Below are 15,019 nucleotides of genomic sequence, written 5' to 3' on the forward strand. Positions count from 1 at the left end.
ATGGATCCTAAGTACTCATTTGGTTGTAGCACTAGCAAGCCCAAAGGATGCCTACTAAATCCCGAAGGCAGCAGAATTATCTTTTTCGAAGAATGCAAAAATTCTCTTGAACCTAATTCGAAAATTCATACTCATCTTTTCTTTACAAATCACCTTGGCGAACCTGGAGGGTACAAATCCTCTGAAAAACTCAACATAGACTCAGCCTGGGAAAAGTGGCACGAACTGCACCAAAAAGGATGGACAGAAGTATCTCATAATTACGGATAAGTGATCCGGCCAAGAAAAAGCCTTTATAGATGAAAGGTGCAAACTAGCTCCTTTTTTTTTATCTTGCTATACAAATAATAAAAGATGATTTAACTTCTTCTGCTTCAATGAAATATTGTGGAATTAACTGAGCTAATTAGGGATTACGTTGCTACAGAATTATTATCAAATATTGAACTTGACTTTCTTGAAGGAGAATTATGGGAAACTACTCAACATATCGCAGAAATAAATACAGTAATCAAAGCCCCTAAAAACATATGCAAGAAATTAGGACTAGATGAGAAATCTTGTTGGCATTTATGCTGTGCAGCAGTTCTTGACTCCTCAAGACCATTAAAAAATGGACAAAATAGAGTTGATGATTTTAAAAAACTAATTAATCTAAATAAAATCAGCTACATATAAAAAAGACTCAATGATACGTTTACTTATTGCATCAATTCTTTTTTTTGTACCCCTAGGAGGTTTTGCTGATGAAAAGCAAAGAGAAATTGAGAATGAAGCTATAAATCTTGTCATTAAAAAATATGGAAAAGGCCTAGAAAATAGATTAAAAGGAACGGGAGTAACCCCCAGTTATCGAAGTTGGTATGAAAATGATTGTTTTGTAAGTATTGCAGCAGGTACATACCAAGAAGATACTTGGTCGGCAATAAAGTGGTTTAGCGTTAATGTCTGTTCTGAATCAGCTGAAATAATGGAAAGTGAATGAAGAGAATAAGGCGCTTATTAGTTTTACAGCATTTAGAAATAGAAGGGCCAGGTCTTTTTGAACAAATTGCTAAAGAAAGAGATTTGAAAATCGAAATTATTCGTTTAGATAATAAAAATGCTCTGCCGCAAACAAAAAAAGGTGACTTAATTCTAATTATGGGTGGACCAATGGGAGTTAAAGATATTGGAAGCGACAGATATCCCTGGCTTAAGTTAGAAAGAGATTTTATAAAAAAAGAATTAGAAAATGAAAGACCTATAATCGGTGTTTGCTTGGGTGCTCAGTTGCTTGCGAGTGCTGCTGGAGGAGATGTAGAAATTCTTAAATATGGATCACCTCCAAAAGCATTACCGGAAATTGGATGGTCTCAAATTTTTATTAATAAATTAAATAAAGACTTTAAAGCACTGTTTGAAGACCCTTTTCATGTACTGCATTGGCATGGAGATAGGATTTTATTACCTAATAAAGCAGTACTCATTGCTAGTAGTTCACGTTGTAAGGAACAGTTTTTTAGGATTGGTAATTTTGCTTACGGATTACAATTCCATATAGAGACGACGGGGGGAATGATAAATAACTGGATTAAAGAAGATAAAGAGTTTGTCCTTAAAGGATTAGGCTTAAATGGTCAGGAAACTTTAAAAGAAGAGAATAAAAAATATATTGATAAAACTTTTTTAAAAAGAAAGCTTCTAATAAATAAATTATTTGAATTATTAGATAATTAAAAAGAGCATAATAATCCAGTAAAAAAGGGCTTGATAAAGCCCCTGAAAAAATTTAAAAAGGATTTTTATTAGAAAATACCTGGAAGAATTTGACCAGTAAAATAGTAGGCTCCTACAAGAGCAAACATTCCAAGCATTGCTGCTTTACCATTAAGCTTTTCAGCTTTTTCGGTCATGATTTTTTTTGCGAATTCCATAAGAAAGTAAAATAAATTATATCTAAAAACTAATTATTCAAATATCAGAATGATGTAGTTTTTTCTACCAAATTGATATCTTTCTAAGGATTTTAAAATAAATACTGAAACAACAAATTGAATTTTTAATAGTTTCGAGCCAATCTGTAAAGCGTAGCAAGCCTAAAAAACAACAATTTAAAAGTTATTGTTACTGATATGTGACATTTATGTAGTAAATATCTTGAAAATAACTTAATTTCGGCCTAATACTTTACATTTGTTAATAGTAGTGTTACATTAGTTAACAATTACATAATTTAAATGGTTAATTCTAACGTTACTACTGAATCAGGTGGCAGACAGAATATGTTTCCAACTGAGACACGTCCTTACATAGATGAGTCTGTTTCATATGACAGCTACCCACAAAATGCTGAAAAAGTTAATGGTCGTTGGGCAATGATTGGACTTGTTGCATTAGTAGGTGCCTACGTTTCAACTGGACAAATTATTCCTGGCATTTTTTAATGAGTCCACTTTCAGGTTTCTTAGCCGTAATTGTATTCTTTACAGCCATCCTTGTTGCTTATCTAACCAAGCAATTTCAAAACGAAAATTTAAACTATTCTTCTTTTAATCAAATGAAAAACACAAACACAAAAGTCAAAACAATCGAAAAAGAAAAAGTTGTTGCAGAAACTCTCAACGGAAGATTCGCAATGCTTGGATTAATTGCTGCTGTTGGAGCATATCTCACAACAGGTCAAATAATTCCTGGTTTCGTTTAAATAAAAACTATTTATAAAACTTTCAACTGAGAAAAATGGAAAATTCAAAACCAACTTATTGGCAAAATGCCGAGAGAACCAATGGAAGAATGGCAATGATGGGCTTATTTGCATTAGTTGTAAATTATGGCTTATTCGGCTGGATAATCCCCGGAATTTTTTAGAATGAATTTAGGCTTACTTTTTCTTAAAGTAAATACTTTGGGAGTTATAACTCTTTCTGAACTTGATTGGATAACTAACCATCAATCTGAATTTTCAAGGTTAGATATGGCTTTAGTTATCAAGATCGGCCGTCTTATGGATTCTGGAGTGGTAGAAATTGATAATAGATTGCCTGTTTAATTTTTAAAAAATGATCGTCATGAGTGTTTGTCAATAGGGATACTGACAAACACTTTTTTATGAGAAAAAATATTTGTAAAAAAAAGAGATTGTTTCTTAGCTAAAAACAATCTCTAAATTACCTAATTCTTACATGAAAATTTCAAGTAAGCTTTCAGATATTAACTGATTTGTTTTTATAGTAAATCCGTAAAAATGCTTTTGTAATTTATCTTTTTAAACCACCTCTTTTTATCCAAAGGAACCATGTAACCCAAATAGGAGGGAGGAATCTTATTAAAAAAGAAATTTTATACATATAAAATGGGGCATTTTCACTTTGAAATAAATTCATCAAAAAGGAAGATATAGTTACCCAAAGTAAAATTATTAATATATTTGCTCCCAACAAAGCGAACTTATTTTGTTTGAATATTTTTGGCATAAAATAAATTTTTTATATTCTTAATTTTAAATAACCTTGGGAAGTAAATTATACATTATCAAAAAAACTTTAAATTTAAAATCCATATCCAAATAAAAAAAATACTAAATTTTAATCCTTCTCCAAATAACATTCCAAAAATAATAGGAGGCGAAAATATTAAAAAAAGAATAGAGAATAAACTAAATAAAGCAAATGATCCTCTTAGAAAAAAATTTTTTCTTTTTGTTCTTCTTAAATTTTTTAAAGTATTCCACTCCCATTCGATAAACTTGTAAAATTTTTCTGAAAATAAAAATAAATACTTCATTAATATTACTAATTTTTATCAGTTTTCCCTATTTATAAAATTAATTTAACTTATTAGCAATAAACTTTATCTCCTTTTTCGGATAGATAGTAAATTTTATTTTCCGAACTTACAAAGAAAGTTAATCCCTTATATTGTGATCTTCTATATCTTTCTAATCTAAGTTTGTGTAAATCCCAATTATCTGTGCTTATATCAGGATTGAATTCTTTTTCTTTTAAGAAAAAAATGTGAGGTGGACTAATAATTCTTTTGTTTTCTGACCTTTTTTTTCGTTTTGAATAGAAAGATAAGATACATAAAATTACTAAAAAAACAATCAGCAAGATAAGAATTAATAATATATTTGTCATTGTCAATTATCGAATTAAAAAAATTTTATTTTTAAAAATAAAAAACTTTTTACAACAACTTTTTTTAGTAAGTAAAAAATCCTATTTTTATATTCTTGTATTTTTGAATACTTATCAAGGGTTTACTTAAACAGATGATGAAATTAATTTCATTTTCTAAATGACTCAAAATTCCATGAATACTCCCTATGCAAAAAGAGTAGCTGAAAAATTTAAAGAGGCTCAAAACTACCTAAAAACAAATGGTTTTAGCAGATCCACTAAACATTTACTAGAAGATATTGAGAATACAGTTGAAAAATAATGTATTAAGTCATCATTTTCAAAAGATATAATATGAATGACTTAATTTATTTTCTAAAGTTATTTTAGATATCAAAAAACAAATTTTTAATATCCGAATAAAAACATTAATTTCAATAATGTTTTTAACTGTCACATCTGGTTGCTCTGTTCTTCATGAAAATAAAGATTTATCGAAAGAACTAAACAATAAATTTAACAGAGAAATTATAAGTAACTTCTCAAAGGCGATATCAAAATACCCTGATAATTTTTTATTTTACCTAGAGAGAGGAATAGCCAAACATGATTATGGAGATTATGTTGGTGCAATTAAAGATTTTAATATTTCATCAAAACTTAATCAAAACCCTAGAGTCATTTTAAAAAAAGCAAATTCCAAATACGCTATCGGAGATCATAAGGGTGCAATTAAAGATTACGAAAGATTAATTTCAAAAAAGATTTTTCAGGATCAGGTTTTTTATAATATCGCAAATTCTCAATTTATACTTCTAAACTATACTGAGGCAATTGAGAACTATACTAAATTCATTGAATACGTTCAAGATGAAGAAAATTCATATTTAAATAGAGGTAATGCAAAATTTAAAATAAGTGATTATTTGGGCGCTTTAAAAGACTATGAAAAATTCCTCGATATCAATAAAAAATCCTATATAGTTTTTAATAATATGGGAGTAACTAATTACAATTTAAAAGAATATAGGAGAGCTTTAAAAGATTTCAAAAAATCCCTAAAAATAAAACCCAATAATTACAATACTTTCTACAATAAATCAATAACACATTTCAAATTAAAAGAGTTTAAAAAAGCTTGTATTGACTTAAAAAAGTCAATCAAGCTAGGTAAAGAAGTATTTAAGAAAGAATATTCAGAAATATGTTTTTAAAATTTACCAATATTTTTTTTTGAGTATTAGGAAATAAATCTTTTTTATTTTGCTAAGAGAGCCTCAAGTCCAGCTATTTCGGCTGCCAACTTAGAAGTATCTTCACCTGCCGCTGCTGCTTTAGATAATTCTCTTTTCTTGAAATTCAGTTTAGCCTTGGCTTGCTTTTTCTTTTTAGCGGCCTTTGCTGCGGGTGAGGCGCCACCACCGCTTCCGCCACAAGCAATAAGATTATCCTTATTTACTTCATATTCAAATTTTTCTGTAAGATGATTTGCAAGTAGTTCGTTACCCACCAAGATACTCAATGGGAATGCAATTAACGCGCCCAGGGAAAGTTTTAAAACTTTACTTAACTTCATTAAATAAAATAAATTTGTAAAATTCTATGGGTTTATGTTTAGAAGAAATCAACCACGACATAATATTTAATATTTTTAAAATTTTAATTTTAAAATCTATCTATTTATTACCTCAATTATATCTTCAGCAAGTTTTGAACTTATTTTACTAGCTGCAAATTCAGTAAAATGACTATAGTCCAAAAACCAACTACTCGATTCAGCCTTTAGCGAATAATCAATATAAATTATATTTTTATTTTTTTCTATTTCTTCAGCCAAGGTTTCTCTATAATCTTTCTCAATCAAGTAGATCTCTCTCTCTGAAATTTTAGGTGGGAAAATAGGATTCCCAATCAAATGTTTTATCCCAATTAAATATTTATAATTTTGCCCATTTAATTGCTCTTTCGATAGAGAACTAAAGTAATTAGGTGCATATACATAAATATATTTGCTATCTAAATCAAGATTAGCAGTAGAACTAATATTCCTTAATGTAGATTGAATTGCATAATTTTTAATCTTTTCATATTCTGCGAAATCTAAATTTAATCTCTGTTCCAGGACCTCTTTAAGATTCTTATTTTTTATATTTGTTTCTGCATTTATTGTTAACTGTTTCCTTTCCATAATACCTGGCTTCACTTTATTAATAGATCTCAAATCATCTAGAAAGGTAAGTAAATAACTGCCTTTTTTTATCGAATTTAAGAATGCAATAAAACCACTTCTTATATTTCCTAGTGAGCTGCTAGTTAAAAAATTTACGTACTCAATATTATTTTTATTAATCATCATGCCATTAGCAAAACTATATTCATTTCTCTTTTCATCATTTTTTACTAAAAGTCTCATAAAATTCCAAAAATCTTGGATACCTCCAAAACTCACGATTAGATCTAGAGATGGCAAATAATCATTAAATGGTTCAGAGTTTAAATATCTAAAAGTTTCTACATGTTCTTGCCATGTATTAAAACCTGAATAAGCCCCGTTTATAAGATCAATTCTAGGATTTTCATTTCTTAAGTTTTTTTCTAATTGACTAGCAAAAGTTTTAGCATTATCAAAACCATAAAGTCCTTCCCCCATCGCAACACTATTACCAAGAAGCAAAATTCCATATGTATCCTTTTGCTTCCTGTCATTTTCATAAGGAGTCTTAATAAAACCATTTCGATCGCAAATTAAAAATTTATAATTTTCTGGATTAGCGTACTTATTAGCACAATTTTCTCTCCAGCCAGTTAAAGAATCATATCTTGTTCCATTAGTTAATTTTGTATTTGATTTATTTACAACAAAGAGTGTTATTTCTAAAATAAAAATTATTACTGGAATAAATATACTGGTATAAACTATAAACTTTATAATTTCATTTTTACTCCTCATTTTGAAGATATAAATATATTAATTACAAATATATTTTAAAATGAATATTAAATCTAACAATTCAAAATTATTAAAACCTTATCAACAAAAGCTAAATCGCAATATAAGTAAAAGGAACGATTACTTGCACTACGCTGATTATTAAAATCAAAATGATAGCCAACAAAATTGCTGTTATCAAAGCGGCCTGAATAGGAGTTGCATTCTTCCACGCAGATACTGTGATATGTTTTAAAAATCGAAAAAAACTAAACATTTAAATTTTTAAGTTTTTCTTTTTAGCAATCCTAAGTCAGTTAAAAGATAACTTAATTTTGTTCTCGAACAAACCATAAGTCCATCAACCAAGTCAAAGCAAGTAGGATCCCCACTAACATTTAGTGAAGAGTTAGCAAGTATTTCGATTCCCAAAGGCTCTAACTTAGAAAATAATTTACCTAGAGAAGAGTTATTTTCAACAATTTGAATACGTGCTGTTCCATCAACATGCGTTGTAGGAAATTTCAAAGAAACATTATCTTTAAGACATTCGCATGTTGCACTCATAGATTTATAGCAATCAATAATTTCGGGCCTTAATTTATAATATTTTTTCGCAATTTCATATCTCATAGCTGGAGAAGTTGGCCTAAAGGGACTTCTATTCTTTATGACAGTATTTAAGTTTTTTACAGCATCTTTATTTTTTCCATCACATATTAGAGATCTGTTGCCTAATGCTCTTGGACCTGTTTCACTGCAAGATAAAACTGTCCCGACAACTTCTCCTGCACTTATAAGTTCAGCAGCTTTTAAAAAAGCAGCGTCTTCATTTCTCTCGAGAAAAGTAAATTCATTTGAAATAATTTGCTCTGTGATAAGTTCATCATTTCTTATCTCTTTTAAAGAAGGAAATAAAGAAGGCTTGGAAATATTTAAACCACTATAGGAATTAGATTTTATATAGCAATATAAAGCAGCTCCTATGGCACACCCAGCGTCCCCAGGACTTGGTGGAATAATTATCTCATCAACAAATGGCAGTTGCGCAAGACTATCAATTGATGCTGAGTTCATAGAAACTCCACCTGAAAAAAGAAATCTTCTAGAACTAGTTATTTTATAGGCATGGGTAAAAATTTTTCTAAGTAGATAAGTTACCAAATCTTGGGCTCCCCTTGCTATGTCTGCATATCTCTTAAAATCATTATTTCCCGGAATAAGTTGAACGAACGGATTGCGAGCAGGGCCTAATAAGTCTTCTAATTTACTGCTGAATGAGTTAGATATTGATAAGTGATAATCAAAATAACTCATATCAGAAATTATTTTATTAGAAGTTGAATCCCAGTCCATTAGCCCTCTTACTAACTTTGCTAATTTACTGTTTGAATCACCAAAAGAAGCTAATCCCATAACTTTATATTCACCTTCATTAATTGCAAACCCTAAGTAATCAGTAATACTTGAATAGAAAAGACCTAGAGAAATAGGATATGGACATTCCCACAACTCATTAATCTCAGTAGGATCCACTATTTGACTAATTGAAGCCGTGCTTCTATCTCCAAATCCATCAACAACCACAGAGCAAATATCTTCTTTAGAATTTGAATACGCAAGAGCAGTTAAGGTATGGGATAAATGGTGATCACAATAAATTAATTTAGTCTCTAATCCTCTAAAAATTTTTGCAAAATCTAGGTAACAAGAAACTGATGAACGATTAAAATTACGAAACTGATGAGAAAGCAGCTCTAGGCTTTTTGGCATATGATTAGAAGCTTCTTTTACGATATGTAAGAATGCACTTAGAGGCCTTTCATAGAATGCGACTTTTTCGATATCTTTTAAATTAAGTTTATTAGTATCTAATATTTTTTTTATAGACCGCTTTGGAAAAGATTTATCACCCTTTATTTGACTTAGAGACTCTTCTCTACAAAAATCGATAAGTAATCCATTTCTATCAACTAATGCAGCCGAGGATTCATGATTATATCCAGTTACTCCAATAAACATTTTCTTTAATTACTAAATACTCTAAAGAATAGAGTTGGTTGAAATATCCATAAGATTTTTACCTTTTCTTTTAAATTCATTTAAATTTAATTTCTTAGAAATAGTTCCAGCCAAATAAGCCATAACTATATATAAGGGAGTCAGAAGTCTATCAAGAACCTTTAAATTTGCATCATATATTTTTCTTCCTTTATTATTTACAGTCTCTCTAATCCGGTAAATAATTAACTGCCAAGGCTGTAAAGCAGAGTAGTTTTTTAAAAAATGTTTTTTAGCCATTCCATGATGACGAAGTTCATCTTTCATAACGCCTGAAATTATTCTTCCTTCTTGAGTATTACTTCCAACTAAAGTTAATATCTTTTCAAAAGATGATTTTGCTAAAAGTTCGTTTGTATAAACAAAAGCAATAAAGTCTTTAAATTTCATTGTATCTATCAGAAAGCCTTTATTGGAGATGTAACCCTTTGTTATTAATGAGGGAGGTGTAAATCTAAAATCTCTAGCTTTTTCAACTGAGGCTATCTTTCCTCTTTTAGAAAGCATCTTAAAAAAATATCCAGCATGAATATATTCATCTTTAGCATGCATAAAATAACCGAATGCTTGCTTGGAAGAGTTAGTTCCTTTGCATGCCGCAAGCATTTCCAAGGCGGAAGCTAATTCTGCATGAGCTGTTTCATAAAAAATAGGTAGTTCTGACTGAATCTTTTTCATCTCACTTTAAACATTAAATAAAAACTCCATGACATCTCCTTCATTCACTACATACTCTTTACCTTCACTTCTGAGTAACCCTTTATTTTTTGCGTTAGCAAATGAACCTGAATCAATTAAATTTTGATACGAAATAGTCTGAGCTCTTATAAATCCTTTTTCAAAATCAGTATGAATTACGCCTGCTGCTTGTGGCGCAGTCATCCCATCTTTTATGGTCCATGCTTTTGTCTCCTTTTCTCCAGTAGTGAAATAAGTTTTTAATCCCAATAATTTATATGTTGATCTAATTAAAGAACTTAACCCCCCTTCCTCTACTCCTAAACCAATAAGATAGTCTTTTTTATCTTCTGGTTCTAACTCTATTAATTCAGATTCAACTTGCGCTGATATTTTTATACATTCTGTATTTTCTTTGCTTGCAAAACTCTGAACTTTTGATGAAAAATCATTACCTTCAGCTAAATCATTTTCATTCAAATTTGTTGCGTAAATAATTGGTTTAGCAGTAAGGAAGCCTAGTTGCTTAATTATTAAATTTTCTTCTTCACTCAAAGATATTGATCTAACTGAAAGTCCTTTCTGTAGCTCTTCTTCAATTTTTTCTAGTAAATTATCTTCTTTTGCTGCTTCTTTACTAGTTCTAACCTGTTTTTTAATTCTTTCTCTTCTTTTTTGGAGTTGGGATAAATCAGCTAAATTCAATTCCAGATTAATTATCTCAATGTCATCCAAGGGATCTACCTTACCGGAAACATGAATTACATCACTATCTTCAAAGCACCTCACAACATGAACTATTGCATCAACCTCCCTAATATTTGATAAAAACTTATTTCCCAAACCTTCTCCTTTATTAGCTCCTTTTACTAGTCCTGCGATATCTACAAATTCAATTTTTGTTGGGATAATATTTTGGCTAGAACTTAGATCACCTAACTCTTGCAACCTTTGATCTGGGACTGAAACTATGCCTTTATTAGGCTCTATCGTACAAAAGGGAAAATTAGCCGCTTGGGCCTTAGCATTTTCTACAAGTGCATTAAATAGAGTTGATTTTCCAACATTTGGTAATCCAATAATACCTGCTTTTAACATTTGAAAAAACTTATGGAAAAATTATCAAGAAAACATCTTCTAGTAATATAGTATTTACTTAACCAATCTTGGATAAGTTAATTATAATCGTCTTGATTATTTATTTAGTTCCTAAATATTCTCTACTTCTGCTTTTAAAAAGAAATGTTTGATTTAATAAAAAAAAATATAAATTTAAGAAGTGGAATTATGCTGCTTTCTCTAGCTATATTTTTCGTTTTTATAACCAATGCCTTCAAGAAAAATAAGTCAAAAGATATTTCTGATTTTGTAGTTCAAGTGGAAAAAGGAATCCTCTCAGATTCAATTAATACTAGTGGTGAAGTAAAAGCAATAAGGACAAGCAATATTGGGCCTCGGAAGCAAGGCGTAATAAAAGAAATCAAAGTAGATGAGGGGGATCTTGTAAAAAAAGATCAGGTTCTAGCTTCTCTTGATGATGAAGACTTTATCTATAAAATTGAAGAACTTGAATTAAATGTAGAAAAACAAAAATCTGAATTTTTAAGAAGAGAATATTTATATCAAGAAGGTGCGGTAAGTAAAGAAGACTATGAAAGTTATAAAAATAACTACAACATTAGTAGCGCAAAACTTAATGATGCAAAAGCTGAAAAAAGTTTCTATCTAATTAAAGCTCCTTATGGAGGGAAGATAACTGCAAAATATGCTGAGATAGGATCTTATGTCACACCAAGTACAAACTTAAGTTCAGACCCTAAAACCAAAAACTTTATTTTTGAACTATCAGAGGGCCTAGAAATTGTTGCGAAAGTTCCTGAGAGTGACATTGGCAGAATAAAAATAGGTCAAGAAGCCTCAGTAAGAATTGAGGCTTATCCATCAAAAAAATATAGTGCCATAGTTAAAAAAATAGCTACAAGAGCTGTAAAAGATAATAATGTAACCTCATTCGAAGTAACTTTAAATTTTAAAGATATTTCTGAAGAAATTAAAATTGGAATGACTGCAGATCTTGAATTTAGAGTCCAAGGGAATGAAGAAAAGATCTTAGTGCCAACAGTTTCTATTGTCACTGAAAAAGGTGAAAAAGGAATTTTGAAAGTTGATAAAAACAATTCTCCCAAATTTGAAAAAATCGAAATTGGTATTAGTAGTGGAAATAAAACTTCAGTAATTGATGGATTAGAACCTGGAGAGCAAATCTTTATTGATATTCCACCTTGGGCTAAGAAGAGAAAATGAGTTTAAAATCTGAAAACTCTAAAAAACCAATTTTACTTTTAGTCGATGGTCACTCACTTGCTTTTAGAAGCTTCTATGCATTTAGCAAAGGGATTGATGGAGGTTTAACAACTAAAGAAGGATTCCCAACAAGTGTGACTTATGGATTTCTAAAAAGTCTTCTTGATAATTGCAAAAATATTAGTCCTGAGGGTGTTTGTATTACGTTTGATACCGAAAAACCAACTTTCAGACATGAATTAGATCCAAATTATAAGGCCAATAGAGATGTAGCACCAGATGTTTTTTTTCAGGATATTGAACAACTAGAAATCATTTTAGAAGAAAGCCTTAATTTACCAATTTTTAAATCTCCCGGTTATGAAGCTGATGATCTTTTAGGCACAATTGCAAATGATGCTTCTTCTAAGGGATGGTGCGTGAATATTCTTTCTGGAGATAGGGACTTATTTCAATTAGTAGATGATCAAAAAGATATTTATGTACTTTATATGGGTGGTGGTCCATATGCGAAAAGTGGCAATCCAACTCTTATGAATGAAAATGGAGTAAAAGAAAAATTAGGTGTTGCGCCAGAAAGAGTAGTTGATCTTAAAGCCCTAACTGGTGATAGTTCTGATAATATTCCTGGTATTAAAGGGGTAGGTCCAAAAACTGCAATTAATCTACTAAAAGAGAACGATACGCTTGATGGAATCTATCAGGCTTTGGACAAGATTCAGCAGAACAATGATAAGAAATATAAAGGATTCATCAAAGGTTCAGTTATAGAAAAGCTCAGAAACGATAAACATAATGCTTTTCTTTCCAGAGATTTAGCAAAAATAAATACTGAGGTGCCTTTGATTTTAAGTAACGGTTATGAATTAAAAAATATAAATCAAGAACTACTTTCAGAGTCACTGAAAAAATTAGAACTATCAACACTACTTAGACAAATTGATATTTTCAATTCAACTTTCAGCAAAGGTGGTTTTGACAAAAATAATGTGGCTAAAGAGGAGGAGAAAGATCCAAAGGTCCCTAGTAAAAGTGAATTAGAAAATAGTGAAAACAAAATACCTAAAATCAACGTAACTGTTGTAAATGATTTCGAATTACTTGATAAATTAATCCAAAGACTAGATAAGACCAATCAAATAGTTTCTTTAGATACAGAGACCAATAGTTTGAATCCAATCGATGCAGAACTTGTTGGGATAGGGTTATGTCTTGGAGAAGAAAATGATGATTTATTTTATATACCTCTTGGTCATCAAACAAAAAAAGAGACTTCCAATCAATTATCAATTGAAGATGTTTTCTCAAAGCTAAGAAATTGGATAGAAGATCCAAACAAAGAAAAGGCACTCCAAAATTCTAAATTTGATAGGCAAATATTTTTTAATCATGGACTTGATCTTAAAGGCGTAACCTTTGACACCTTGTTAGCAGACTACCTTCTTAATAATCAGGAGAAACATGGGTTGGGTGAAATTAGTTCTAGATTATTTGGATTTAAGCCCCCCTCATTTAAGGAAACCGTTGGGAAGAATAAAGACTTTTCATTTGTTGATATTGATGAAGCAAGTATTTACTGCGGTTATGATGTTTTTCTAACTTTTAAGATTGTAAAAATTTTTAAGGAAAGTTTTTCAAAGGAAAAAGATGAATTAATCAAATTGTTCGAAGAAATCGAGCTACCTTTAGAGCCGGTATTGTCCCAAATGGAAATGAATGGCATAACCATCGACATCCCTTATTTGGATAAACTCTCAAAAGAATTAAAAAGTACCTTAGAAGATATTCAAAGTAAAGTTTATGAGTTAGCAGAGGAGAGTTTCAATCTATCTTCACCAAAACAACTTGGTGAGATCTTGTTTGAAAAATTAAATTTGGATAAGAAAAAATCACGGAAAACAAAAACAGGATGGAGTACAGATGCAGTAGTTCTGGAAAGATTAGTCGACGAACATGAAATAATCCAACATTTAATAAAACATAGAACTCTTAGCAAATTACTTAGCACCTATATTGATGCTCTTCCAAATCTTATTAACGAAAAGACAGGAAGAGTTCATACAAACTTTAATCAAGCTGCTACAGCGACTGGGAGACTAAGTAGTAGCAATCCTAATCTTCAAAATATCCCGGTTAGGACTGAATTTAGTAGGAGAATCAGAAAAGCATTCTTGCCTGAAAAAAATTGGAAACTTTTATCAGCTGATTATTCTCAGATCGAATTAAGAATACTCGCTCACTTAGCGGATGAAGAAATACTAATAAATGCATTTCATAAAAATAATGACATTCATTCTTTGACTGCAAGATTAATTTTTGAGAAAGAAGAAATTTCCTCTGATGAGAGGAGAGTTGGGAAAACAATAAATTTCGGAGTTATCTATGGTATGGGAATTAAAAAGTTTGCCCGTTCAACAGGAGTAAGTACTCCAGAGGCAAAAGAATTCCTAATAAAATACAAAGAAAGATATTCAAAAATTTTCAAATTTCTTGAACTCCAAGAAAGGCTTGCCTTATCAAAAGGTTATGTAAAAACAATTTTTGGTAGAAAGAGAGAATTTAAGTTTGATAAAAATGGACTTGGAAGACTAATAGGAAAAGATCCTTACGAAATTGACCTGCAATCTGCAAGAAGGGCTGGCATGGAAGCACAGTCATTAAGAGCCGCAGCTAATGCACCAATTCAGGGTTCAAGTGCAGACATTATTAAAATTGCAATGGTTCAACTAAATAAGAAATTCATAGAAATGAATGTTCCCGCAAAAATGCTTTTACAAGTACATGATGAATTATTGTTTGAAGTTGAACCAGATTCTTTGGAATTTACGACAAAATTAGTAAAGAAGACTATGGAAGATTGTGTAAAATTAAATGTGCCTCTTTTAGTTGATATTGGTATTGGAGACAATTGGATGGAGACAAAATAAACCTTATGAAATACTAAATT

The 15,019-nt window shown here is 30.3% G+C and carries 19 protein-coding genes; 12 read left to right on the plus strand and 7 right to left on the minus strand.

Features of this window, described 5'->3' with window-relative positions:
- The 4 genes from JJ844_00400 (at position 1) to JJ844_00415 (ending at position 1,719) form a co-directional block, all read left to right on the plus strand.
- A complete protein-coding gene (locus tag JJ844_00400; GenBank protein ID MBO6974138.1) occupies positions 1–270 on the plus strand; it encodes a DUF1651 domain-containing protein in 270 nt (89 codons plus the stop codon).
- 117 nt (positions 271–387) lie between these two features.
- Positions 388–678, plus strand: coding sequence for an inward rectifier potassium channel (locus JJ844_00405; GenBank protein MBO6974139.1), 291 nt, complete (start codon positions 388–390; stop codon positions 676–678).
- A 10-nt stretch (positions 679–688) separates the two neighbouring features.
- Entirely contained in the window at positions 689–985 is a 297-nt protein-coding gene (locus tag JJ844_00410; protein ID MBO6974140.1) for a heat-labile enterotoxin alpha chain, read from the plus strand.
- Positions 982–1,719, plus strand: coding sequence for a type 1 glutamine amidotransferase (locus tag JJ844_00415; protein MBO6974141.1), 738 nt, complete (start codon positions 982–984; stop codon positions 1,717–1,719). Before JJ844_00410 ends, JJ844_00415 begins: the two co-directional genes overlap by 4 nt.
- A 68-nt stretch (positions 1,720–1,787) precedes the next feature.
- On the opposite strand, the gene JJ844_00420 is transcribed toward JJ844_00415, so the two are convergent.
- Entirely contained in the window at positions 1,788–1,895 is a 108-nt protein-coding gene (locus JJ844_00420; protein ID MBO6974142.1) for a high light inducible protein, read from the minus strand.
- 324 nt (positions 1,896–2,219) lie between these two features.
- Between JJ844_00420 and JJ844_00425 the strand changes: the two genes are divergently transcribed.
- The 4 genes from JJ844_00425 to JJ844_00440 are packed head-to-tail and all read left to right on the plus strand — an operon-like array spanning position 2,220 to position 3,031.
- Complete coding sequence (locus JJ844_00425) at positions 2,220–2,426, plus strand: high light inducible protein (GenBank protein ID MBO6974143.1); 207 nt, start codon at positions 2,220–2,222, stop codon at positions 2,424–2,426.
- Positions 2,426–2,686 (plus strand): high light inducible protein, encoded by a 261-nt coding sequence (locus JJ844_00430; GenBank protein MBO6974144.1) that lies wholly within the window; start codon positions 2,426–2,428, stop codon positions 2,684–2,686. Before JJ844_00425 ends, JJ844_00430 begins: the two co-directional genes overlap by 1 nt.
- Before the next feature lie 35 nt (positions 2,687–2,721).
- Positions 2,722–2,850 (plus strand): high light inducible protein, encoded by a 129-nt coding sequence (locus JJ844_00435; protein MBO6974145.1) that lies wholly within the window; start codon positions 2,722–2,724, stop codon positions 2,848–2,850.
- Between the two features lies 1 nt (position 2,851).
- Positions 2,852–3,031 (plus strand): hypothetical protein, encoded by a 180-nt coding sequence (locus JJ844_00440; GenBank protein MBO6974146.1) that lies wholly within the window; start codon positions 2,852–2,854, stop codon positions 3,029–3,031.
- 787 nt (positions 3,032–3,818) lie between these two features.
- Here the strand turns inward: JJ844_00440 and JJ844_00445 are convergent.
- Positions 3,819–4,118 carry a cytochrome B gene (locus JJ844_00445; protein ID MBO6974147.1) on the minus strand — a complete coding sequence of 100 codons (300 nt, stop codon included), beginning with the start codon at positions 4,116–4,118 and terminating at the stop codon, positions 3,819–3,821.
- Positions 4,119–4,278: 160 nt separating this feature from the next.
- Between JJ844_00445 and JJ844_00450 the strand changes: the two genes are divergently transcribed.
- Together JJ844_00450 and JJ844_00455 are read left to right on the plus strand one after the other, a co-directional pair.
- On the plus strand, positions 4,279–4,422 hold the full coding sequence (locus tag JJ844_00450; protein MBO6974148.1) for a hypothetical protein: 144 nt from the start codon (positions 4,279–4,281) through the stop codon (positions 4,420–4,422).
- A gap of 118 nt (positions 4,423–4,540) precedes the next feature.
- On the plus strand, positions 4,541–5,314 hold the full coding sequence (locus tag JJ844_00455) for a tetratricopeptide repeat protein (protein ID MBO6974149.1): 774 nt from the start codon (positions 4,541–4,543) through the stop codon (positions 5,312–5,314).
- Between the two features lie 44 nt (positions 5,315–5,358).
- Here JJ844_00455 and JJ844_00460 read toward each other — a convergent pair whose 3' ends face one another.
- The 5 genes from JJ844_00460 to ychF form a co-directional block, all read right to left on the minus strand.
- Positions 5,359–5,676, minus strand: a complete 318-nt coding sequence (locus JJ844_00460; protein MBO6974150.1) for a hypothetical protein — start codon at positions 5,674–5,676, stop codon at positions 5,359–5,361.
- Between the two features lie 96 nt (positions 5,677–5,772).
- Entirely contained in the window at positions 5,773–7,050 is a 1,278-nt protein-coding gene (locus tag JJ844_00465) for a hypothetical protein (protein ID MBO6974151.1), read from the minus strand.
- A gap of 264 nt (positions 7,051–7,314) precedes the next feature.
- Positions 7,315–9,051, minus strand: coding sequence for a hypothetical protein (locus JJ844_00470; GenBank protein MBO6974152.1), 1,737 nt, complete (start codon positions 9,049–9,051; stop codon positions 7,315–7,317).
- Between the two features lie 21 nt (positions 9,052–9,072).
- Positions 9,073–9,768, minus strand: a complete 696-nt coding sequence (locus tag JJ844_00475) for a hypothetical protein (GenBank protein MBO6974153.1) — start codon at positions 9,766–9,768, stop codon at positions 9,073–9,075.
- Positions 9,769–9,774: 6 nt separating this feature from the next.
- Positions 9,775–10,866, minus strand: a complete 1,092-nt coding sequence (gene ychF, locus JJ844_00480) for a redox-regulated ATPase YchF (protein MBO6974154.1) — start codon at positions 10,864–10,866, stop codon at positions 9,775–9,777.
- Between the two features lie 144 nt (positions 10,867–11,010).
- Between ychF and JJ844_00485 the strand changes: the two genes are divergently transcribed.
- Together JJ844_00485 and polA are read left to right on the plus strand one after the other, a co-directional pair.
- Complete coding sequence (locus JJ844_00485; protein MBO6974155.1) at positions 11,011–12,072, plus strand: efflux RND transporter periplasmic adaptor subunit; 1,062 nt, start codon at positions 11,011–11,013, stop codon at positions 12,070–12,072.
- Positions 12,069–14,999, plus strand: coding sequence for a DNA polymerase I (gene polA, locus JJ844_00490; protein MBO6974156.1), 2,931 nt, complete (start codon positions 12,069–12,071; stop codon positions 14,997–14,999). The genes JJ844_00485 and polA overlap by 4 nt, the downstream gene beginning before the upstream one ends.
- Positions 15,000–15,019: the final 20 nt, after the last annotated feature.

Source organism: Prochlorococcus marinus CUG1435, assembly GCA_017644375.1.
In the GTDB taxonomy this organism is placed as follows: domain Bacteria; phylum Cyanobacteriota; class Cyanobacteriia; order PCC-6307; family Cyanobiaceae; genus Prochlorococcus_A; species Prochlorococcus_A marinus_AH.

What these genes read in the sequence shown, in the direction of transcription:
- JJ844_00400 (MBO6974138.1), top strand. Translation starts at nt 1, where the DNA reads ATGGATCCTAAGTACTCATTTGGTTGTAGCACTAGCAAGCCCAAAGGA.
- JJ844_00410 (MBO6974140.1), top strand. Translation starts at nt 689, where the DNA reads ATGATACGTTTACTTATTGCATCAATTCTTTTTTTTGTACCCCTAGGA.
- JJ844_00415 (MBO6974141.1), top strand. Translation starts at nt 982, where the DNA reads ATGAAGAGAATAAGGCGCTTATTAGTTTTACAGCATTTAGAAATAGAA.
- JJ844_00420 (MBO6974142.1), bottom strand. Translation starts at nt 1,895, where the DNA reads ATGACCGAAAAAGCTGAAAAGCTTAATGGTAAAGCAGCAATGCTTGGA.
- JJ844_00425 (MBO6974143.1), top strand. Translation starts at nt 2,220, where the DNA reads ATGGTTAATTCTAACGTTACTACTGAATCAGGTGGCAGACAGAATATG.
- JJ844_00430 (MBO6974144.1), top strand. Translation starts at nt 2,426, where the DNA reads ATGAGTCCACTTTCAGGTTTCTTAGCCGTAATTGTATTCTTTACAGCC.
- JJ844_00435 (MBO6974145.1), top strand. Translation starts at nt 2,722, where the DNA reads ATGGAAAATTCAAAACCAACTTATTGGCAAAATGCCGAGAGAACCAAT.
- JJ844_00440 (MBO6974146.1), top strand. Translation starts at nt 2,852, where the DNA reads ATGAATTTAGGCTTACTTTTTCTTAAAGTAAATACTTTGGGAGTTATA.
- JJ844_00445 (MBO6974147.1), bottom strand. Translation starts at nt 4,118, where the DNA reads ATGACAAATATATTATTAATTCTTATCTTGCTGATTGTTTTTTTAGTA.
- JJ844_00450 (MBO6974148.1), top strand. Translation starts at nt 4,279, where the DNA reads ATGACTCAAAATTCCATGAATACTCCCTATGCAAAAAGAGTAGCTGAA.
- JJ844_00455 (MBO6974149.1), top strand. Translation starts at nt 4,541, where the DNA reads ATGTTTTTAACTGTCACATCTGGTTGCTCTGTTCTTCATGAAAATAAA.
- JJ844_00460 (MBO6974150.1), bottom strand. Translation starts at nt 5,676, where the DNA reads ATGAAGTTAAGTAAAGTTTTAAAACTTTCCCTGGGCGCGTTAATTGCA.
- JJ844_00465 (MBO6974151.1), bottom strand. Translation starts at nt 7,050, where the DNA reads ATGAGGAGTAAAAATGAAATTATAAAGTTTATAGTTTATACCAGTATA.
- JJ844_00470 (MBO6974152.1), bottom strand. Translation starts at nt 9,051, where the DNA reads ATGTTTATTGGAGTAACTGGATATAATCATGAATCCTCGGCTGCATTA.
- JJ844_00475 (MBO6974153.1), bottom strand. Translation starts at nt 9,768, where the DNA reads ATGAAAAAGATTCAGTCAGAACTACCTATTTTTTATGAAACAGCTCAT.
- ychF (MBO6974154.1), bottom strand. Translation starts at nt 10,866, where the DNA reads ATGTTAAAAGCAGGTATTATTGGATTACCAAATGTTGGAAAATCAACT.
- JJ844_00485 (MBO6974155.1), top strand. Translation starts at nt 11,011, where the DNA reads ATGTTTGATTTAATAAAAAAAAATATAAATTTAAGAAGTGGAATTATG.
- polA (MBO6974156.1), top strand. Translation starts at nt 12,069, where the DNA reads ATGAGTTTAAAATCTGAAAACTCTAAAAAACCAATTTTACTTTTAGTC.